The sequence below is a fragment of the Hymenobacter swuensis DY53 genome (assembly GCF_000576555.1).
Classification (GTDB): domain Bacteria; phylum Bacteroidota; class Bacteroidia; order Cytophagales; family Hymenobacteraceae; genus Hymenobacter; species Hymenobacter swuensis.
The window spans coordinates 2,772,562-2,792,091 of the sequence record NZ_CP007145.1; the positions used below are offsets into that span (position 1 = coordinate 2,772,562).

Annotated in this window: 22 protein-coding genes; 16 read left to right on the forward strand and 6 right to left on the reverse strand. The window is 59.7% G+C overall.

Going from position 1 to position 19,530, the window contains the following annotated elements:
* Nucleotides 1-205: 205 nt before the first annotated feature.
* The 3 genes from HSW_RS13275 (at nucleotide 206) to HSW_RS13280 (ending at nucleotide 3,201) form a co-directional block, all read left to right on the forward strand.
* The gene (locus HSW_RS13275) at nucleotides 206-2,011 is read left to right on the forward strand and encodes a M1 family metallopeptidase (protein ID WP_044004698.1); all 1,806 of its coding nucleotides are present in this window, start codon (nucleotides 206-208) and stop codon (nucleotides 2,009-2,011) included.
* A gap of 67 nt (nucleotides 2,012-2,078) precedes the next feature.
* Nucleotides 2,079-2,249 (forward strand): hypothetical protein, encoded by a 171-nt coding sequence (locus HSW_RS24300; protein WP_155832972.1) that lies wholly within the window; start codon nucleotides 2,079-2,081, stop codon nucleotides 2,247-2,249.
* Nucleotides 2,250-2,262: 13 nt separating this feature from the next.
* Nucleotides 2,263-3,201: a cyanophycinase gene (locus tag HSW_RS13280; RefSeq protein WP_044004700.1), complete on the forward strand. Its 939-nt coding sequence runs from the start codon at nucleotides 2,263-2,265 to the stop codon at nucleotides 3,199-3,201.
* 165 nt (nucleotides 3,202-3,366) lie between these two features.
* On the opposite strand, the gene HSW_RS13285 is transcribed toward HSW_RS13280, so the two are convergent.
* Complete coding sequence (locus HSW_RS13285) at nucleotides 3,367-4,317, reverse strand: isoaspartyl peptidase/L-asparaginase family protein (RefSeq protein WP_044002327.1); 951 nt, start codon at nucleotides 4,315-4,317, stop codon at nucleotides 3,367-3,369.
* A 148-nt stretch (nucleotides 4,318-4,465) separates the two neighbouring features.
* Between HSW_RS13285 and HSW_RS13290 the strand changes: the two genes are divergently transcribed.
* From HSW_RS13290 to HSW_RS13305, 4 genes are all read left to right on the forward strand, one after another.
* Complete coding sequence (locus HSW_RS13290) at nucleotides 4,466-4,888, forward strand: DUF3127 domain-containing protein (protein ID WP_044002328.1); 423 nt, start codon at nucleotides 4,466-4,468, stop codon at nucleotides 4,886-4,888.
* 113 nt (nucleotides 4,889-5,001) lie between these two features.
* Nucleotides 5,002-6,330, forward strand: coding sequence for a leucine-rich repeat-containing protein kinase family protein (locus HSW_RS13295; RefSeq protein WP_044002329.1), 1,329 nt, complete (start codon nucleotides 5,002-5,004; stop codon nucleotides 6,328-6,330).
* 72 nt (nucleotides 6,331-6,402) lie between these two features.
* Nucleotides 6,403-7,278 carry an SDR family oxidoreductase gene (locus HSW_RS13300; protein ID WP_052346421.1) on the forward strand — a complete coding sequence of 292 codons (876 nt, stop codon included), beginning with the start codon at nucleotides 6,403-6,405 and terminating at the stop codon, nucleotides 7,276-7,278.
* A gap of 206 nt (nucleotides 7,279-7,484) precedes the next feature.
* Nucleotides 7,485-8,117: an AlbA family DNA-binding domain-containing protein gene (locus tag HSW_RS13305; RefSeq protein ID WP_044002330.1), complete on the forward strand. Its 633-nt coding sequence runs from the start codon at nucleotides 7,485-7,487 to the stop codon at nucleotides 8,115-8,117.
* On the opposite strand, the gene HSW_RS13310 is transcribed toward HSW_RS13305, so the two are convergent.
* Nucleotides 8,105-8,503, reverse strand: a complete 399-nt coding sequence (locus HSW_RS13310; RefSeq protein ID WP_044002331.1) for a VOC family protein — start codon at nucleotides 8,501-8,503, stop codon at nucleotides 8,105-8,107. The two genes, HSW_RS13305 and HSW_RS13310, sit on opposite strands and share 13 nt — an antisense overlap.
* A 250-nt stretch (nucleotides 8,504-8,753) precedes the next feature.
* Nucleotides 8,754-9,284 carry a DinB family protein gene (locus HSW_RS13315; protein ID WP_044002332.1) on the reverse strand — a complete coding sequence of 177 codons (531 nt, stop codon included), beginning with the start codon at nucleotides 9,282-9,284 and terminating at the stop codon, nucleotides 8,754-8,756.
* Between the two features lie 114 nt (nucleotides 9,285-9,398).
* Between HSW_RS13315 and HSW_RS13320 the strand changes: the two genes are divergently transcribed.
* From HSW_RS13320 to HSW_RS24305, 7 genes are all read left to right on the forward strand, one after another.
* On the forward strand, nucleotides 9,399-9,716 hold the full coding sequence (locus tag HSW_RS13320) for a hypothetical protein (protein ID WP_044002333.1): 318 nt from the start codon (nucleotides 9,399-9,401) through the stop codon (nucleotides 9,714-9,716).
* The gene (locus HSW_RS13325) at nucleotides 9,716-10,276 is read left to right on the forward strand and encodes a YdcF family protein (protein ID WP_044002334.1); all 561 of its coding nucleotides are present in this window, start codon (nucleotides 9,716-9,718) and stop codon (nucleotides 10,274-10,276) included. Before HSW_RS13320 ends, HSW_RS13325 begins: the two co-directional genes overlap by 1 nt.
* Before the next feature lie 67 nt (nucleotides 10,277-10,343).
* Nucleotides 10,344-10,865, forward strand: coding sequence for a YkvA family protein (locus HSW_RS22890; protein ID WP_052346422.1), 522 nt, complete (start codon nucleotides 10,344-10,346; stop codon nucleotides 10,863-10,865).
* Nucleotides 10,866-11,064: 199 nt separating this feature from the next.
* Nucleotides 11,065-13,326, forward strand: a complete 2,262-nt coding sequence (locus HSW_RS13335; RefSeq protein WP_044002335.1) for a S46 family peptidase — start codon at nucleotides 11,065-11,067, stop codon at nucleotides 13,324-13,326.
* A 69-nt stretch (nucleotides 13,327-13,395) separates the two neighbouring features.
* Nucleotides 13,396-14,010 (forward strand): hypothetical protein, encoded by a 615-nt coding sequence (locus tag HSW_RS13340; protein ID WP_044002336.1) that lies wholly within the window; start codon nucleotides 13,396-13,398, stop codon nucleotides 14,008-14,010.
* 42 nt (nucleotides 14,011-14,052) lie between these two features.
* On the forward strand, nucleotides 14,053-15,336 hold the full coding sequence (locus tag HSW_RS13345) for a metal-dependent hydrolase family protein (protein ID WP_044002337.1): 1,284 nt from the start codon (nucleotides 14,053-14,055) through the stop codon (nucleotides 15,334-15,336).
* A 9-nt stretch (nucleotides 15,337-15,345) separates the two neighbouring features.
* On the forward strand, nucleotides 15,346-15,810 hold the full coding sequence (locus tag HSW_RS24305; RefSeq protein WP_155832973.1) for a hypothetical protein: 465 nt from the start codon (nucleotides 15,346-15,348) through the stop codon (nucleotides 15,808-15,810).
* Between the two features lie 7 nt (nucleotides 15,811-15,817).
* On the opposite strand, the gene HSW_RS13350 is transcribed toward HSW_RS24305, so the two are convergent.
* Nucleotides 15,818-16,576 (reverse strand): glycosyltransferase family 2 protein, encoded by a 759-nt coding sequence (locus HSW_RS13350; RefSeq protein WP_197031876.1) that lies wholly within the window; start codon nucleotides 16,574-16,576, stop codon nucleotides 15,818-15,820.
* A gap of 100 nt (nucleotides 16,577-16,676) precedes the next feature.
* Here HSW_RS13350 and HSW_RS13355 point away from each other — a divergent pair, with 100 nt between their 5' ends.
* A complete protein-coding gene (locus HSW_RS13355; protein WP_044002339.1) occupies nucleotides 16,677-16,976 on the forward strand; it encodes a hypothetical protein in 300 nt (99 codons plus the stop codon).
* A 144-nt stretch (nucleotides 16,977-17,120) separates the two neighbouring features.
* A complete protein-coding gene (locus HSW_RS13360; protein ID WP_081768405.1) occupies nucleotides 17,121-17,969 on the forward strand; it encodes a DUF1571 domain-containing protein in 849 nt (282 codons plus the stop codon).
* Nucleotides 17,970-18,167: 198 nt separating this feature from the next.
* Here the strand turns inward: HSW_RS13360 and HSW_RS13365 are convergent, their stop codons facing one another.
* Nucleotides 18,168-19,049: an SDR family oxidoreductase gene (locus HSW_RS13365; RefSeq protein ID WP_044002341.1), complete on the reverse strand. Its 882-nt coding sequence runs from the start codon at nucleotides 19,047-19,049 to the stop codon at nucleotides 18,168-18,170.
* A 39-nt stretch (nucleotides 19,050-19,088) separates the two neighbouring features.
* Entirely contained in the window at nucleotides 19,089-19,484 is a 396-nt protein-coding gene (locus tag HSW_RS13370; RefSeq protein ID WP_044002342.1) for a hypothetical protein, read from the reverse strand.
* Nucleotides 19,485-19,530: the final 46 nt, after the last annotated feature.

The following is a 19,530-nucleotide window of genomic DNA, read 5'->3' on the forward strand; positions in this document are numbered from 1 at the left end:
TCAGGGCGTTGTACTGATTTCGGTACGGCGGAGTTGTCAGTACCGGTGCTTCTTGCCCAACGGCGCAAGTTAGACGTTTTGCCCCGACAATTTTCCATCCCTGCCGGCCCCTTTTATCGTAACCCTGAGCCCAGATGGCAATTGCTACTTTTGCCCGACCCGTACGCGCCGCTGCCGGGTGCCTCCTCTCCTGCCCTTCGTAATGATGTCCAACCTGCTTTTCTCCGCCGACCCGCACAGCCACGCCCGCCCCGCCGAGGTCAGCGTGCATCACCTGCGGCTCCACCTGACTGTCGACTTTACGCAACAGATTCTACGGGGCTCTGCTACCTGGCAGCTGCGCCGGGCCGCAGACACAGCTCAGGAGCTGATCCTCGATGTGCGCGGCCTGCAGATCGAAGCCGTGCTGCTTGATGGGCCAAGCGGTACGCCAGCTTCATTTCATCTTGGTTCCCATGACCCGGTCCTGGGTCAGGCCCTGCACATCCAGCTTCGCCCCGACACTACCGCCGTCAGCATCCGGTACCAGACTACGCCCGACGCGGCCGCTTTGCAGTGGCTCAGCCCGGCGCAGACGGCCGGCCGCCGGCAGCCGTTTCTGTTTACTCAGTCGCAGGCCATCCTGGCCCGCACCTGGATTCCGTGTCAGGACTCGCCTGGTGTACGCTTCACCTACGAGGCCCGCGTAGAGGTACCCGCCCATCTGCTGCCGCTGATGAGTGCCGAGAACCCGCAGCAGCTCGACCCCAGCGGCGTCTACCACTTCCGCATGACCCAGCCCATTCCCGCTTACCTTATGGCCCTGGCGGTGGGCGAGGTGGAATTCCGGCCGCTGAGTCCGCGTACGGGTGTGTATGCCGAACCCATTACGCTGCCCGTTGCGGCCAGTGAGTTCGAGGACCTGGAGCAGATGGTGACCACCGCTGAAGACTTGTACGGACCTTACCGCTGGGAACGGTACGATTTGCTGGTGCTCCCACCCTCTTTTCCGTTTGGGGGCATGGAAAACCCGCGCTTAACTTTTGTAACGCCTACCATTCTGGCCGGCGACCGGAGCCTGACCAGCCTGGTGGCCCACGAGCTGGCCCACTCCTGGAGCGGCAACCTGGTGACAAACGCCACCTGGAATGATTTCTGGCTGAACGAGGGCTTTACCGTGTACTTCGAGCGGCGCATTATGGAGCAGCTCTATGGCAAGCCCTACGCGGATATGCTGCAGATGCTGGGCCACTCCGCCCTGCTCCACACCGTGCAGGAGTTGGGCGCTACCAGCCCGGACACGCACCTGCTGCTAAACCTGGCCGGCCGCGACCCGGATGAGGGCCTCAACGAAATTGCCTACGAGAAGGGCGACTACCTGCTTCTTACGCTGGAACACCTGGTAGGACGCCCTGCCCTCGACACCTTTATAAAGGAGTACTTTGCCCGGCACAGTTTCCAGAGCATGGACACGGCTTCCTTCCTCACCTATCTGCGCCAGGAACTCCTCGACAAACACCCGGGCCTGGAAGAACAGGTGCAGCTCGATGCCTGGGTCAGCGGCCCCGGGATTCCGGACGTAGCTCCGCCGGTTTCCTCCGAGCGGTTTGTGGCGGTTGAGAAAGCCCAGCGCGCCTGGCAAAGCGGAACCCCGGCCCTGGCCCTGGCCACTGCTGACTGGAGCAGCCACGAGTGGGTTCACTTCCTGCACGGGCTACCTGCCGGGCTCCACCCGGAGCAGCTAACGGCCCTGGACGCCGCCTTCGGGTTCACGCAGTCCGGCAACGCCGAGATTCTGGCTGCCTGGTTTCCACATACCATTGCAGCCGGTTATGCTCCCGCCGAGGAAGCCCTGCATCAGTTCCTGACGCGGGTGGGCCGGCGCAAGTTCCTGGTGCCGCTGTACCGGGCCCTGCTGGCTACGCCCGACGGGCTGGCCTATGCCCAGCGGCTCTACGCTGAGGCCCGCCCCAACTACCACGCCGTTGCAACCGTTACCTTCGACGCGCTGCTGGGCCGCCCCGCCGGGTAGGTTCCGGCGTTGAGCGGGAGCAGCCCACACGAATCAGCTGTTTTTTGTTGCTTCGGGACAGGTACGCATGCTGCTGCCTGAAACCCTGACCGAACGTGGCGGGTTGTTCATTCTTTTTCTTCCTGAAAAGGCTCGCGTGGCCCGAACCTTGCTTGTCAGCTGGCCGCCTGCGCTACTGGTGGGCACTGGTTTTTCGGCCTTTGCTACCCGCTGCCGGTCTTTTCTTTTGTTTGCTTAAGTTGATTTCTGCCTTGAAAAACCAAAAACCGCTCGGTAAGCTCATTGCCATTGGAGGCAACGAGGACAAGGGCACCTACCCCAACCCGCGCACTAAAAAGAAATACTACCTCAATTTTTTTGAGCTGGGCATTCTCAAGCGCGTGATTCTGGAATCGGGTAAGGAGGACCCCGCCATCGAAGTCATCACCACTGCCTCCATGATTCCGGAGGAAGTGGCGCGCGTCTATATTTCCTCGTTCACGATGCTCAACTGCAACAACGTGAACATTATGAACATTCGCACCCGCGACGAAGCACTGGACCCGCAGTATGTGGAGCGCCTCACCCGGGCCGATATTGTGATGTTCTCGGGCGGCAATCAGTCGCGCCTCACCGAAATGTTTGGCGAAACAGAGTTTCTGCGCACGCTCAAGCACCGGTACTACAACACGCCGAACTTTATCATTGCCGGCACCTCGGCCGGAGCCGTAGCCATGTCGAAAACGATGATTAAGGGCGGCAGCGTACCCGATGCTTTGATGAAAGGAGCCGTGAAAATGGGTGCCGGGCTGGGCTTCCTGGATAATGTGGTGATTGACTCGCACTTCGTCAAGCGGGGCCGCTTCGGCCGCCTCATCGAGGCGGTAGCCCTGCACCCCAAGCTTATCGGCATCGGGCTGGGGGAAGACACCGGCGTCCTTATCACCGAAGGCAACCTGCTCGAAACCATCGGCTCCAACCTGGTCATCATCATGGATGGTCATAAGCTGGAGCACAACAATGCCGCCGCCGCTAAAAAAGGCGAGGCCATTTCCATCGAGAGTATGCAGCTGCATGTACTGGTGAAGAGTAACCTCTACGATATCACGCAGCGCGAATTCTACCCCGACCTCAAGCTCCGCCAGCAGGCGGCCGAGTCAGCGCGCCTCACCGCCGGCCAGGGAGCTAACGAGCCGGCCCCGGCCGGTTAACTCGCCTTATCCAAATACATAAAAACCCACTTTTCTACTCGAAAAGTGGGTTTTTATCTTTATACAAATGAGCAATCCGCTTTATTCCGAACTGCAACTTCCAAAGCCGGCCTGAACCGCAGGTCACTCCTTATATATACAGCTGCCGGAAACGACCGATTGGCCTCACTTGTAGATGGCTACGAACGGGCCCGTATCGGCGGAGGTAAGGCTGGCTCGGTACATACCTTCGGAGTTGAAAGGCAGGGCCACGTTACCGGCTGCGTCTACGGCTACCAGGCCACCTTCGCCCCCAACAGGAGCCAGCTTCTCGTGCACCACCACCCGGCAGGCCTCGGCCAACGAGAGGCCCCGATATTCCATGAGGCAGCTGATGTCATGCGCTACTACGGCCCGCAGGAAAAACTCGCCGTGCCCGGTGCAACTGATGGCGCAGGTCCGGTCGTCGGCAAAGGTACCGCTCCCGATGATGGGCGAGTCGCCGATGCGGGAGTACTGCTTGTTGGTCATGCCACCGGTGCTGGTGGCGGCGGCCAGGTGGCCATGCTGGTCCCGGGCCACCGCCCCTACCGTGCCCATTTTCTTTTTCGGGTCTTCGTTGGGCAGGGCCTGGGAATGGTCGAGGCGCATCCGGCCTTCCTGCAGGGCCTCCTGCAGCTGGTCGAAGCGGTGCTGGGTAAAGAAATATTCCGGTGGCTGCATGGGCAGGTTATGCAGGCGGGCCAGTTCATCGGCTCCGGGGTAGGCCAGCAGTACATGTTCGGTTTGCTCCATGACCAACCGGGCGGCCCGAATAGGATTCTGCACGGCGCGGGCCCCGGCCACGGCCCCGGCAGCGCGGTTGCGGCCGTCCATAATGGCGGCATCCATTTCGTGGTGGCCGTCGTGCGTGAATACCGCGCCCCGGCCGGCGTTGAACAGCGGGCAGTCTTCGAGGCTGCGCACGGCCTGCTCCACGGCATCGAGGGCGGGGCCGCCCTGGCGCAATACGGCCGTGCCCGCCTCCAGGGCCGCCAACAGGGCGCGCTGATAAGCATGCTCCTTGTCGGGGGTCATCAGGGCGGGCGAAATGGTGCCGGCACCGCCGTGCAGGGCCAAAGCGAAGGAAGCAGTCATGGGTAGAAAAAAGTGGTGGGTGGGCAAAAACGCAAGGCAAAGGTAGTCAGGCCACCGGCCCCGAATGGCGGCCCGGAGCCCGAACTAACCGCGTTTTTTTTCGTAGGTTTGGTTTACTGTTTTCAACTCCCCAAACATATTCAACCTTATGGCTTACGAAGCTACCGGCCGCCTGCACGAAATTTTCGACGAACAGCAGGTGAGCGAAAAATTCCGCAAGCGCGAGTTCGTGCTGGAGGTCGTAGACGGCCAGTATCCCGAGCATATCAAGTTCCAGTTGGTACAGGATAAAACCGCGCTTATCGACCCCTACAAAATCGGCGACGAGGTAAAAATCTCCTTCAACCTGCGGGGCCGTGGGTTCAATAAGAACGGCCAGATGCTGTACTTCACCAACCTCGAAGCCTGGCGCATCGAGTCGGGCACGGGTGCTGCCGCTGCTCCTCAGGGTGGTGGCTACCAGCAGGCGGCTCCTCGCGCTGCTGCCGCTCCGGCTCAGAACTCGAACCCGAACCTGCGCGCCTCGGCCGCTCCCATTGCTTCGGACGACGACAACGACCTGCCTTTCTAACTCACGGTGCCAACTGCCCCTACCGGGGGGTAGTGTACGGCTCTGCTGATTTTCGTTTCGCAAAAAGCCGCTTCCGAGTTTCGGGAGCGGCTTTTTGATGGATTACCCGCTCTATGCATACACTCCAACAACTACAGGCCGGGGAACTAGCCGGAGCCACCCGGCTCGACCTGGCGGAAGGCCTCACCGAATTTCCCCGCGAAATTCTTGCGCTGGCCGATACGCTCGAAATTCTGAACCTGTCGGGCAATGCGTTGTCGGAGCTACCGGCAGACCTGGGGCAGTTACGGCGGCTGCGGATTCTGTTCTGCTCTGATAACCGCTTCACCCGCGTGCCGGAAGTGCTGGGCCAATGCCCGGCCCTGGAAATGGTGGGCTTCAAGGCCAACCAGATCCGGACGCTGCCCGGCGCGGCCCTGCCGCCACTGCTGCGCTGGCTTATCCTAACCGATAACCAGCTGGAGACCCTGCCGCCGGAGCTTGGGCAGTGCCGGCAGCTGCAGAAGCTGATGCTGGCTGGCAACCGGCTGCGGGAGCTGCCGCCGGAACTGGCCCACTGCCACAACCTGGAGCTGCTGCGCCTGGCCGCCAATCAACTACCGATACTACCCGGCTGGCTTTTGCGCCTGCCCCGCCTTACCTGGCTGGCCTACGCGGGCAACCCGTGCAGCCGGCATGCCGAAGAGGCGGCCCTGCTACGCTCACCAATTCTCCCCATTGCGTGGTCTGAGCTGGCGCTTCAGGGCGTGTTGGGGGAAGGCGCATCGGGTGTTATTTATCAGGCCCACTGGCAACGGCCGGCCCTGCCTCCTACCCCGGTGGCGGTAAAGCTGTTCAAAGGGGCCGTCACCTCCGATGGGTTGCCGCACAGCGAAATGGTGGCCTGCATCAGTGCCGGCACCCACCCGCACCTTATTGCCGTAGCCGGAAAAATAACCGACCACCCCACCGAAGCGGAAGGTTTGGTCATGGAGTTGATTTCGCCGGACTTCCGAAACCTGGCCGGCCCGCCGAGCTTCCGGACCTGCACCCGCGACGTGTACCCCGCCGGTACCACCTTCTCGCTGGCAATGGCGCTGCGCATCGCCCAGGGCATGGCGGCGGCGGCGGCACACCTGCACGCGCAGGGCATTCTGCACGGCGACCTGTACGCCCACAATATCCTCGTTACCCAAAACGGCGACAGCCTGCTCGGTGATTTTGGAGCTGCCAGTTTCTTTGCCCCAGCTGAAGCTGCAACGGCACGGGCCCTGCAGCAGCTGGAAGTCCGGGCGTTTGCCTGTTTGCTGGAGGAGCTGCTGGATCATTGCTCACCTGCCGCCACCGAACAGCTGGGGGCCGAGCTACGGGCGCTACAGCACCGGTGCGCCCAACCCGAGACAACAGCCCGGCCGTTGTTTACCGAAATCGAGGAACAGCTGCGGGTCCTGCAGCAGGCGTAAGTTCCTGCTGACGGCCCAACCATCCGGCCCCTGGCTGCGTCTGTAGAGAGTCTCAAGTATGAATTCTATTGTATGGTAACCGCTTCCGTGCTGCCAATGGCGGGCAAAACCGCTCTGATAACCGGTGCTACCAGTGGTATCGGGCTGGTTACGGCCCGGGAGCTGGCCCGCCGGGGAGCCCGCGTGATAGTAGTAGGCCGCGACACCGAGAAAGCCGCCCGTGCCCAGCAGGCCATTCAGCTGGCGGCCGGGCCAGAAGCCCTGGTGCATGTGAAGTGCTTCGACCTATCGTTGCTGCGCAACGTGTATACGCTGGCCCGGGAAATGCAGCAGGAATTCAGCCAGCTGGATATTCTGATCAATAATGCCGGTATCATGCCCGGGCACCTCACCATCACGGAGGAAGGCCACGAGCTATGCTGGGCTACTAACCACCTGGCACCTTATACGCTTACCAACTTACTGCTACCGCTGCTGGATGCCGCTGGTCAGGCGCGGGTAGTCACGGTTTCATCGGTGGCGCACTGGGTAGGCGAGATTGAACCCGACCGGGAAGCCCGTAATTCGCCCGACAAGTACAGCTGGCTCACGGCCTACGCCGATTCCAAGCTGGCTAACATTTTGTTTACCAAAGAACTGGCCCACCGGCTCGACCTGACCGGCATCACGGCCAATTGCCTGCACCCCGGCATGGTGAACACCGGCCTGATGCGCCCGGACACGTCCCGGGTGATGCGCGCCCTCTGGCAGGTGGCCCGCCCGCTGATGGTTTCGCCCGACCAGGGCGCAGCTACCACGCTGCACCTGGCCACTGCTCCCGAGCTGGCCAGCGTAAGCGGCCGGTACTTTGCCGGCGGCAAGCCCGCCCGCTGCTCCGGCCGCGCCACCAACCCCACTGAAGCCAGCCGGCTCTGGCGCATCTCGGCGGAAGAAACCGGAGTAGAATAGGCGGTTTTTGGTGGGTGATTTTTAGTTTTTGGCTGTCTGCTTTTGTAGATGAAGTATAGAAAACACGTATAATACTCCTTGCAAACCGCTGCTCTGTTGATCGAAAAGCAATCAGTGGTTTTTGGCTGTTGGTATTACTGACAAGAAGTACGCAGCCCATATAACCAACGGCCAACAACAAAAAACTACCCACCAAAAACCAAATAATGACGGAGCTACTGGAGCTGATTCGACAGGGCGAGGGGGAGCGGCTGGAATTCAAGCAGCGCACTACCCACCCCACGCGCATTGCCCGCACCCTGTCGTCGTTGGCCAATACCCACGGCGGCCGGGTGCTGGTGGGCGTGGACGATGACGGCCGGATTGTAGGAGTGCGCGACGTGGAAGAGGAGTTCTACCAGCTGCGGCAGGCGGCGCAGCACTTCATCGAGCCGCCGCTGCAGCTGGGTTTCCGGGAAGTGGAAACCGAAAACGGCCGGACGGTTATCATCGTTACGGTGCCGGAAAGCAGCCAGAAGCCCCACCGCGCCCAGGTGGCGGAAGCCGAATGGCGTACGTATGTGCGGGTGCGCGACGAAAGTGTACTGGCCAGTTCCCTCACCGAAAAGGTGCTGGAGCGACAGGAACCCGCCGGCCCGCAGTTCGAGCGAATTCCCTTAAATAAAGAAGAACTAGCCGTACTGGATTATCTGAGCAAAAATCCGCGTATTACGCTGGCCCAGTACATGAAGCTGCTCAACATCGGGGAGCGGCGCGCTTATCGGACCCTTATCAAGCTCACCTTGCACGGCTACATCAAGCACCACGACAAGCAAAAGGAGGTGTATTACACGCTCTGAGCGGATTCCAGCAAATCCCAGAGGTTGCCGTACAAATCGGCGAAAACCAGCACCCGGCCGTAAGGCTCCACCACCGGCGGCCGTACGATGCGCACGCCCTGCGCCAGCAGACGGGCATGGTCGCGGGCCAGATCATCGGTATAGAGAAACAGGGCCACGCGGCCACCGGTCTGGTTACCGATGGCGGCTTGCTGGGTGGGCGTAGCCGCCCGCGCCAGTAGCAGCTCGGCCCCGCTTGTGCCAGGCGGTGCCACCCGCACCCAGCGTTTTTCGGCACTCAAGGGCGTGTCTTCCACGAGGGTAAAGCCCAGCTTCTCGGTGTAGAAGCGGATGGCTTCATCGTAATCGGCCACTACCAGGGTAATGAGGGCAATGCGCTGGGGCATGGGCAGTCGGCTGCTTAAATGAAAGAGGCTCATCTGGACAGATGAACCTCTTACTATTTTAGTCTTGCTGACGAGCTTTCAGGGCTTTCTTCTCGTCTTTGGCGGCCTTCTTTTCCTTGGTGGTTTTAGCGGGCTCCTTTTTCTTCTCTTTGCGGGGTTCCTGGGCTTTGGCCATGATGGGGTGTGAGTTGAGAGTGAATGGGACGTATATAACGCACCGCCCGGAGGCAGTGTTGTAAATCGAAACCTATTATTGCAGCCCGGGCAAATACCGCTCGCGCAGCAAATTCAGGTGATGTGCCTCGTGGCCGGACAGAATGTAGGCCAGGGCCCGCACGCTCACGGGCTGGCCGCTGGCCGTGCCCAGCCGGCCCACGGCCTCCGCCGTAAACGACTCCAGCAAACTCAGCGTGGCGGCCCGTACGGTGTCGTACTCGTGCAGGATGTCGGCCAGCGGGCGGGCGTCAGCGCCGGAGGCGGGCACGTAGTCGTCCTGCTCGAAACCGGGCAGGGCCGTTGTGTCGCCCCGACCGATGCGCAGGGCGCGGTAAGCGAAGATACGCTCCGTATCGAGCATGTGTACCAGATTTTCTTTGATGCTCCACTTGCCGGGGGCATAGCGAAACAGCGTCTGCTCCTCCGTGAGGCCGGCCAGCAGCTGGCGCAACTCTTGGGGCTGCCGGCGCAACGCTTCCAGCGGGTCGCCGGTGATTAGCTTCACGTAGGTATGGTAGAACGGGGCGTACTCGGGGGCAGCGGGCGGCGTGAGAAACAGGCTCATAGAAACGAAAGTAGCGGAATCCGGATAACTTCGGGGCACTCCGGTATTCGGAACGATGGTCCTAGCGTTGCCGTCCCGCTAGTTACATCCGACCAACTTCATCCCTTCTTCGCTATGTCCCTGCTACGCAAGCCGGTACCAGAGTGGCTATTATGGGTGCTCACCTTAGTGGCACTGATGCAGTTATTCGGGTACCTCAACCTGGCCGTCAGCTACAAGTACGAAGTGGATATTACCGAAACGCTGGTGAACATCCATCCGCCCACGGCCATATCCAAGCACCAGAGGAAACAGCAGCTGCGCGAGCGGGGCAGGGAAATTCGCGAAGCCCAGTTTCGCAGCCTGCTGTACGCGGGCCTGGCAGCCGCTGCGGCCGTCGGTTTGGCCCTGCGCAACCACCGCCTGCAAACCACTTCAGCCGCTACTCCCTGATGCGCCGGCTCCTAACCCGAATCCTGGGCGGTTTGCTGGTGCTGCTGCTGTTGGCCGCCGGTGGCATTGCCTGTTCGGGCCTCACCGTCCGCCCCAAACCCGCCGACTGCCTGGTGGTGCCCGGCAATACCGTGAACCCCGACGGCAGCCTCTCCCCGCGCCTGCGGGCCCGCCTCGATGAGGCACTGCGCCTGTACCGCACCGGCCTGAGCCCACTGATTTTTGTGAGTGGTGGGCTGGGTCGGGAAGGGCACTACGAGGGCACTGCTATGCAACGCTATCTGGTGGGGCAAGGCATCCCGGCCCATGCTATTGTGGTAGATAATGCAGGCAACAACACCGAAGCTACGGCCCGCAATTTTGCCCGCCTAGCCCGGGCACGCCACCTAAAGTCGGCCGTGGTGGTGTCGCAGTTCTTCCATCTGCCGCGCACCCAACTGTTGCTGCGGCAGCAAGGCGTGTCCACGGTATCGGCCTCGGCGGCCCGCTACTGGGAGTTGCGCGACGTTTACGCCCTACTGCGTGAGGTGCCGGCATACGCCAAGGCCTGGCTTTTCTGAGGTGGCCGCTGTAACGCCGGCCCCGAGGCAGCCGTACACGCCCCCACACAACCTCAACTATTCCCGTATGTCCTCTCTCGTCGAAAAAGGTCTTTCGATTTCCAAAAACGCGCTGTTCAGCGTGTTCCTGAACCGCGCCGGTAAGCTGTTGGGCCGCCCTTTTAAGGTGGTCATGGTGCTCAACGAAGTAGCCAACAAGCTCGCCAGCAAAGATAGCGGCGACAATAAATTCAAGCAGGTGTTCGATGTGGGCCGCACGCTCGTGCGGCTGGTGCGCAACTACATCAGCGGCGAGTACCGCCAGATTGATACCGGCACCATCGTGTCGGCGCTGGGCGTGTTGCTCTACACTCTGTCGCCGGTTGACCTGGTTCCGGACTTTGTTCCGGTAGTTGGTTTTCTGGATGATCTGGCTTTGATCAGCTGGTTTATTGAGAAATTCCAGGGCGAAATTCTGCGCTTCCGGGAGTGGGAAGAAACCCACGCTGCCCAGGAAACGGATGATATTCCGGCAGCTTCCAAAACGCTGAAAGCCTCCAACACCAACGCCCAGAACGCGCCCGCCGTGGCTGAATTGGGTCACTCGTAAATCACAGATTACTGCAGATTGAGGCCAATTAACTGGCTTTTGTGGACGCCCGGCCCGTTGTGGTCGGGCGTTTTGCGTTGAACGGCTCTACGGAACTCCGCGTTTTCCTCCGCGCAACGCTGTGGGAAGTAACGCCCGCCAGCAGCCGAAGCCGTACTTTTGGGTCTTTCCAACCACCTCCACCCCATCCACTTCAAGAATGCGCATCCGTACCCGGCTGGCTTTGCTGGCCCTTACCTTCCTGACTGCCCTGCCGGCCGCCCGCGCCGATGAAGGCATGTGGCTGCCGCTGCTGCTCAAGCAGCTCAACGAGGCCGACATGCAGAAAAAAGGCCTCAAGCTCACCGCTGAGCAGATTTATTCCATCAACCAGGGCAGCCTCAAGGATGCCATTGTCCAGTTTGGCGGTGGCTGCACCGGCGAAATCATTTCCGACCAAGGCCTGCTCCTGACCAACCACCACTGTGGCTATAGTCAGATTCAGAGCCATTCCTCCGTCGAGAAAGACTACCTCACCAACGGCTACTGGGCCATGGACCGCAGCCAGGAATTGCCCAATCCGGGCCTTACGGCCACTTTCATTGTGCGCATGGAGGACGTGAGCAGCCAAGTGCTGGCTGGCGTGCCTACCACGGGCATTGTGGAAGCGGAACGCGAGAAGCTGGTGCAGGCTAATGGGCAGCGCGTGGCCCATGCTGCCGTGCAGGGCACCGGCTATCAGGCCTTTGTGCGCCCCATGTTTAACGGCAATGAGTACTACCTGTTCGTGACGGAGGTATTTCAGGACATCCGGCTGGTGGGCGCGCCCCCGAGCAGTATCGGCAAGTTCGGCGGCGACACCGATAACTGGGCCTGGCCCCGCCACACCGGCGACTTTAGCATCTTCCGCATCTACGCCGGCCCCGATAACAAGCCGGCCCCTTACTCTCCCGATAACAAGCCCTTCAAGCCTCGCCACCACCTGCCCATTTCCCTGGGCGGCGTGCAGCCCGGCGACTTTACCATGGTGTTCGGCTTCCCGGGCCGCACCAACGAGTACCTCACCAGCTGGGGTGTGGAGGAAACCTATGCCGTCTCGAACCCGGCCAAAATTAATGTACGCGACGCCAAGCTGCGGGTGCTGGATGCCGATATGAAGGCTTCTGATAAGGTGCGGATTCAGTACGCGGCCAAATACGCCAGCATTGCCAACTACTGGAAAAAGTGGATTGGCGAGAACCGGGGCCTCAAAAAGCTCGATGCCGTACGCGTGAAGCAGCAGCAGGAACAGGTGTTTCAGCAGTGGGCTGAAAGCGGCGACGCTGCCCGCCGCGCTGCCTTTGCCACGCTGCTCCCCGACCTGAAACGCAACTACGCCACTGCCCGCGACTACACCCTGGCCCGCGACTACGTAACGGAAGCCGCCCTGGGAGTGGAGCTGATGGCCTATGCCAACAGCCTGCTGCCGTTGCTGGAACTGGCCGATAACAAGGTACCCGCCGCCGAATTGGCCGCCGCTGCCGAAAAAACCAGAAAAGGGTCCGTGGGCTTCTTCCGCAACTACAGTGCCCATACTGACCAGAAAGTAGCCGCCCAGCTGCTGCCGCTTTACGCTGCCGGCACCCCGGCCGCGCTGCTGCCGGCCTACGTCAAAACCCTGCAGGGACAGTACACCGGCCCCGGCGGGTGGACGGCGTATGCGGCCCAACTATATGGCAAATCAAAGCTTACCACTCAGGAATCGGCCTTTGCGGTGCTGGATGAGGTAGCCAAGGGCAATGTGCAAACGCTTCGTCAGGACCCGGCTGTGCTACTGGCGCAGGCCATCATCGGGAACTACCGCACGGTCATTCTGCCTACGTATACCGCTGCCACCGATAACATTGCTCTGCTCCAGCGCACGTACGTGGCCGGCCTGCGCCTGCAGCAGCCCGAGCGGAAATTCTACCCCGATGCCAACTCTACCCTGCGCCTCGCCTACGGCCAAGTAGCCGGCTATGAGCCCGCCGACGGCACCAAATACGACTTCTACACCACCCTCGACGGTATTATGGAGAAGGCCGACCCCACCAACCCCGAGTTTGAAGTGCCCGCCCGCCTTGCTGAGCTGTACAAAAACAAGGATTTTGGTCCTTACGCCTATAAAGGTACCGTGCCCGTGGCCTTCATTGCCACCAACCACACCACCGGCGGCAACTCCGGCTCCCCCGTCATCAACGGCCGGGGCGAGCTGATTGGCACCAACTTCGACCGAAACTGGGAAGGCACCATGTCCGACATCATGTTCGACCCCGACCGGGTGCGCAACATCACCCTGGATGTGCGTTACATGCTGTTCGTGGTGGATAAATTCGCCGGAGCCGGCCACCTGGTGAAGGAAATGACCCTAGTGGGCTCCGCTAACGACACCGCCCCAGCCAGCAACGGCAAGAAGCTGGAGAAAGTGAAGGTGAAGCGCAAACCAGCTAAGGAAAAAGCGTAGCCCGTTTCGCTTGATGAATAAAGAGACGCCCGCCGGAAATGTATCTTCCGGCGGGCGTTTCCGCTTAATATGGATCTTACACCGCTATTTTCTAGCCTGCAAGCAATTAGCCAAAGTCTGAGGCACTCCGGCACCCGTTTGAGGCTCCACTACTCAACAACAACTATTCGCCTGCAGAGGCAAGAAGAAACATCCGCGCACCTGCTTTTCACCGTGCTGTTTTGGTTGGTAGTCGCGGTAGTCTTTTTGCTCCCTACGTTTATTCAACAGAATTATGAGCTTGGAACACTGCTTCTGCTGGCCGGATTGGTTGTGGCTTGGCACGCATACCGAAAGCGTAACCGCTTTCCTGATATAGAGGAAATTCGCTTGTATAATCATATACTGGTCGACACGCTGGCTCAGTCTATTGTCGTAGAACATCTGCATCCCTATTTCCGTCAGCAAATTGCTAAAACCAGCACAGTGGCTTTTGGCGAAGTGCTAGAAGTAAGGGTTCGTAAAAGCACCATCCAGCCTGCTGACGAGGACTACGGCGAAGTGTATCTACTGCTGACCAATAACACCCGCCTGTATCTGGCCGAAGTTGAAACGATGCAGACGACCCGTAGCATAGCCCGTGTACTACAGCAGGTGCTGGGATTACCCGTGGAGCCGGAGCCGAAGGCATGGTGTCAATTCTGAAAGGCCGCGTTACCTTGTACAGCACTCTCCCCTTCGCCAGCTATGCGTCTTTTGTGGTCTTTTGCAACCGCCCTGCTTTTCAGCATTACCTGGTCAACTTCCGCTCAGACTTCTTCCTCCGCCCCTCAACCGGCCCTGCTCCTGCGCCCCGCCGCCGTGTTCGACGGTGAAACCCTGCACCCGGGTTGGGCGGTACTCACGGAGGACAGTAAGATAAAAGCCGTAGGTCCCGCCGCCCAGCTCCAGGCTCCGGCCGGCGCGCAGGTGCTGGAGTTGCCGGGCCTTACGCTGCTGCCCGGCCTTATTGAAGGCCACAGTCACCTGCTGCTCCACCCCTACAATGAAACTCCGTGGAACGACCAGGTACTGCTGGAATCGGAAGCATTGCGGGTGGCCCGAGCTACGGTACACGCCCGCGCTACCTTGGCCGCCGGCTTCACCACCGCCCGCGACCTGGGCTCAGAAGGAGCTGGCTTTGCCGATGTAGGGTTGAAACAGGCCATTGACCAGGGCCTGATACCCGGGCCGCGTCTACTCGTAGCCACCCGGGCCCTGGTAGCTACCGGCAGCTACGGCCCCAAGCTTTCCGCCGACGTAGACGTGCCCCAGGGCGCGCAGGAAGCCGACGGCGTGGACAGCATCGTGCGGGCCGTGCGCGAGCAGATGGGCAAGGGAGCCGATATTATTAAGGTGTACGCCGACTACCGCTGGGGGCCCAACGAGTCCAGCCGCCCTACCTTCTCGCAGGAAGAACTGAACCTGATTGTACAAACCGCCCGCAGTGCCGGCCGCCCCGTGGTGGCCCACGCCAGCACGCCCGAAGGCATGCGCCGCGCCACGCTGGCCGGCGTGCAAACCATTGAGCACGGCGACGGGGGCACGCTGGAAGTATTCCGGCTGATGAAGCAGCGCGGGGTAGCCCTCTGCCCTACCGTGGCCGCCGGCGAGGCCATTTCGCGCTACCGGGGCTGGCAGCCCGGTACCACGCCCGAGCCGGAACGCATCCGCCAGAAGCGGGAAAGCATGCGGCTGGCCCTGCAAAGCGGTGTGGAATTGGCCATCGGGGGCGACGTGGGGGTGTTTGCGCACGGCGACAACCTACGAGAAGCCGAGCAGCTGGTACGTACCTACGGCCTCACGCCTCTGCAGGTGCTACGCGGCCTCACCGCCACCAACGCCCGCCTGTTCCAGCTTCCTGACCGGGGCCGCCTCCAGCCCGGCCTCCTCGCCGACCTCATTGCTGTTTCCGGTGACCCCACCCAGGATGTGGCCGCCCTACGGCAGGTACGGCTGGTGGTGAAAGGTGGAGTAATTACAAAACAATAGCTTGTAGCCATGACGACTCCGCAGTTAGAGAAGCTTATACTCCAGTCTTTACCACTTTTTGTACCGCATGAAGCAACTGAGGATAGCGTATTTGAACTTCTTTTAAGAGAGCAAGTTCCCGCTGACCTCGCAACTCAAATTATACTGTTCGTCCCAACAGCTTTTGGGCGAATATTTATGCAAAAATTCCAAGTGGATTTTCCTGAAACATTCGTTCTACAATACTCCGATGGTACAACGCTGGAAGGACTATCATGGGCCGATGAGCCTGTTTATGCGGCGGCTCAGCGTATAGCGGAAGCAGCAATAGATAGAGGAGAATGGCAAGAAAATTTTCATTTTGAAATAGCCTCTTGGAGTTCTGAGGTAGGTGTCATCAGTCAAGCGTTAGTTGAGGGGCATAAACCACAGAGCCTTACCCTCCAAAAATTGCAAATCAATGGAGACATAGGTCCTCGGCCTATTTCCTATTAATGAATCACTACGGCCGTTCAATGCCTTGCTTCTGTAGCTGCCCGGCGTATTTATCGTAAATGATGCGTAAGTCTTGGGCGTGCTTGTCAGCATCCACGCCGATGCTGACGTTGCTGGTGTGGAAGCGGTGCAGGTGGCTAATGTGGGGACAGATAACAGGCAGGTGGCCGGCCAGCAGAAACCGCACGTACAGGTCTAAGTCCTCAGCCATTTCAATTTCCTCGTCGTAGCCGCCTACCGCGTCGAACAGTTCCCGGCTGTAGCACACATTACCCTGGATGAAGTGCTCGGCCCGGAAAATGGCGCGCAGCATATCCTGGGGAGTTTCAAAGCGCCAAGCGTAATAATCCTCACTGGGCAGGTAACGCCGGTCTTGGTCCACGCGCAGGAAATCGGCCACCAGCCAGGGTCGACCGGGCGCCTGCTCAATTTCGCGGGCGTAGTGGTAGAGGGCACGCTGCAGCAACAGGTCGTCGTCGTCCAGGGGTACAATCCAGGTGTCAGCAGGTGCATCTTCCCGAATGAGCAGGTTGCGGGCAGGGCCCGCCTTGAGCAGCGTAGTCTGGGTGCGTACGCGCACCACATCGTCCTGCTGTTCAATCGTTTCCTCCAGCCATTCGGCGGTACCGTCGGTGCTGGCGTTTTCGCAGATCAGATGCTCGAAAGAAAAATCAAGCGGAGCCGCAACGGTGGCCCGCACGCTGTCGATGGCTTCGGGCAGGTAGGCGCGGCGGTTATGGGTCGGGGTAATAACAGTAAAGTGCATGGGCATCTATTCTGCCAAACCCCCAAAAAAGTTACACCTGCGCTCCGTACCTCAACCCAAGTCAGCCGGGCCGCGTTATGCCAGGGTATTCCCCGCATTCATGGCCAAGTTCGTCGTTACCCTGCGTCTGCCCGATTTTTTCGATGAGGATTTCATAGCCCTCATCCCGCGTCACCGGGCCTTTATCAGCCGCCTGATCGAAGACAACGTCATTGACAGCTACGCTATTAGTGCCGACCGTACCCGAGGCTGGGTTACCATGAATGGGCAGAGCGCCGAGGCCATCCGGGCCGTAGTAGAACAGTTTCCGCTCTACCGCTTTCTGCGCGGCGTCGAAATAGATGAACTGTTTGTATTCGACAGCAAAGCCAGCCATTTTCCTGCCATCAGCCTCAATTAGGTGAACTAGTGAGATGGTGAGTCTGCTGTTCGACCTGCGCAAGCGGAACGTCAAGCTCACTAGTTCACTACTTCACCTGTCCGGCCCGGTTTATGTTTGGCGGCCTTGTATCTTCCCCCGTCTTACTTACCCTTTCTCTTTTACATGATGCGTTATTACCGGCCGTTGGCCGTAACCATGTTGGGGTTCAGCGCCCTGGCGGCCACCCCCGCCGACCCCAAAATCACTACCGAGCAGTTAGTCAGTCGTCTTAGCACTGCTATTCAGAACCTAAAAACCCTCCGCTGCAATGTGCGGGCGCAGGAGCGCATCGAGGGCTCGTACCAGCAGGCCCGGACGCTCATGAAAATGACGTTCAGCCCCTACAAAGTCTACCTGCGCAACCAGAAGGGCATTGAAGTGCTGTATGTAACGGGCCAGAACAACGGCGACGCCTGGGTGAACCCTAACAGCTTCCCCTACGTCACGCTCAGCCTTGATCCGAAAGGCGCAGTGATGCGCAAAAACCAACACCATAGTGCCCTGGATGCCGGTTACGGCACCATTACTGAACTGCTGCACGGCTCCAGCCAGCGTCTCGACCGCACCTTTGAGAAAACCTTTCGTTACGCCGGCGACACCACCGTGCAGGGCCGCCCCGCCTACGTCCTCCGCTCCGATTATCCGCAGTTTCGCTACGTGAGCTACAAGCCCTCCAAGGCCGAAAGCGTGACTACTATTTCCGATAAATTCGGATGTGGCGAGTACCGGATTCTGGAACGCAACGGCCTTTCAGCAGGCGCGGTAGTACCGGCCGGCAAAACGGTGCAGGTGCCCAACAGCTACGGCCGCCGCGTACTCCTATGCATCGACCAGAAGCTCTACCTCCCACTGGTGGTGCAGGTAAACGACGATAAAGGCCTGTTCGAAAAATTTGAGTTCTCCGACGTCATCCCCAACCAGCCCATTCCCGCCCAGGAGTTCAGCAAGGATTTCAAAGGCTACCACTTCTAATCACGGATCTAGCCAGATTTGTCGGATTTTGTGGACTGTTCTACCGGCCAGCAATTTGCCGCAACAAAAAAGCCGCGCATATTGCGCGGCTTTTTTGTTGCGGCAAATTGCTATTTACCAACTTTTTAGTCAGAAGCAGACGTTGCTAAAGGCCGAAAACCAGTCACAAAATTTGATACATCCGGCTGAATCCGTGATTTAGCGGCGCATGGTTTTTTCAATCTGGTCCCACATTTCGGGAGTCAGAATTTCGAGCTTGTTAAACTCGCCGGCCCCGTTGAGCCACTCACCTCCATCAAGGGTAACCACTTCGCCATTCATGTAGGCCGAGAAATCAGACACCATGTAGGCCGCCAGGTTAGCCAGCTCCTGATGGTTGCCTACGCGCTTGAGTGGCACGTTGGCGGCCGGGTCAAGCTTAGAGGCCAGAGGCTCAGGAAATAGACGGCTCCAGGCGCCTTCCGTGGGGAAAGGGCCGGGCGCAATGGCGTTGGACCGGATGCCGTACTTGGCCCACTCCACCGCCAGGGAGCGGGTCATGGCCAGCACGCCGGCCTTGGCTGAAGCCGAGGGTACCACAAACGCCGACCCAACGGAAGCATAGGTAGTTACAATGCTGAGGATGGTGCCGGGACGCTTATCGGCAATCCAACGCTTCCCGAAAGCCAGCGTACAGTTGTAGGAGCCTTTGAGCACGATGTCCACAATTACATCAAACGCCTTGTGGCTGAGGCGCTCCGTGGGGCTGATGAAGTTGCCGGCCGCATTGTTAAGCAGCACATCCACGCCCCCGAAGGCATCGATGGTTTTCTGCAGCAACGCCTCTACCTCGTCGTACTTGCGCACGTCGCACTGCACGGCCAGCACGTTGGCGTTGCCAGTGTGCTCGCGCAGTTCCTGAGCGGTTTTCTCCAGTACCTCCAGTTTGCGGGAGCTGATAACCACGTTGGCCCCGAGCTGCAGAAAATATGTGGTCATGGCCCGGCCCAGACCGGTACCGCCGCCCGTTACCACAATGGTTTTGCCCTGCAGGGCATTGTCGCGCAGCATGGGCTGGGCGTAAGGGTGCGTGAAAGACATAGGGTGAGAAAGTTGAAGTGGGAAAAGATGGTTCAGGAGTTATGGCTGGGGCCGGGGAGCAAACAAACCGGTCAGGCGGGTAACGGTGCCCTCGGCTACAATATGGCTTCCTTCGCAGTAATAGAAGCTAGTACCGGCACGGATTTTTGACTGGTGCAAAGTCCGGGCTTCGTCAAAAATAACAGCAACGCGTACGTGCAGCCATTCATCCACCGGCAAGGGCATTTTCTGCCACGAGTCGCCGGTAATCGGGTCGAAGAAATCCGGGTACAGCCACATGTAGACTACTCTCGGCTTGTCCTGCGCGTACTGAAAATCCCAGCGGATACCGTTATACGGCGGTAACTGCCGCCCACCCTCATCGGCCCGCAGCAGCCGTACGCGGGCTTCGAAGTCGGGGGTGAATTCGGGATAGAGGCGGTAGGGAGCGGGCATAAATAGTATGCTTGCATACTGGTTTGGGCGCAAGGTAACAGTTTGC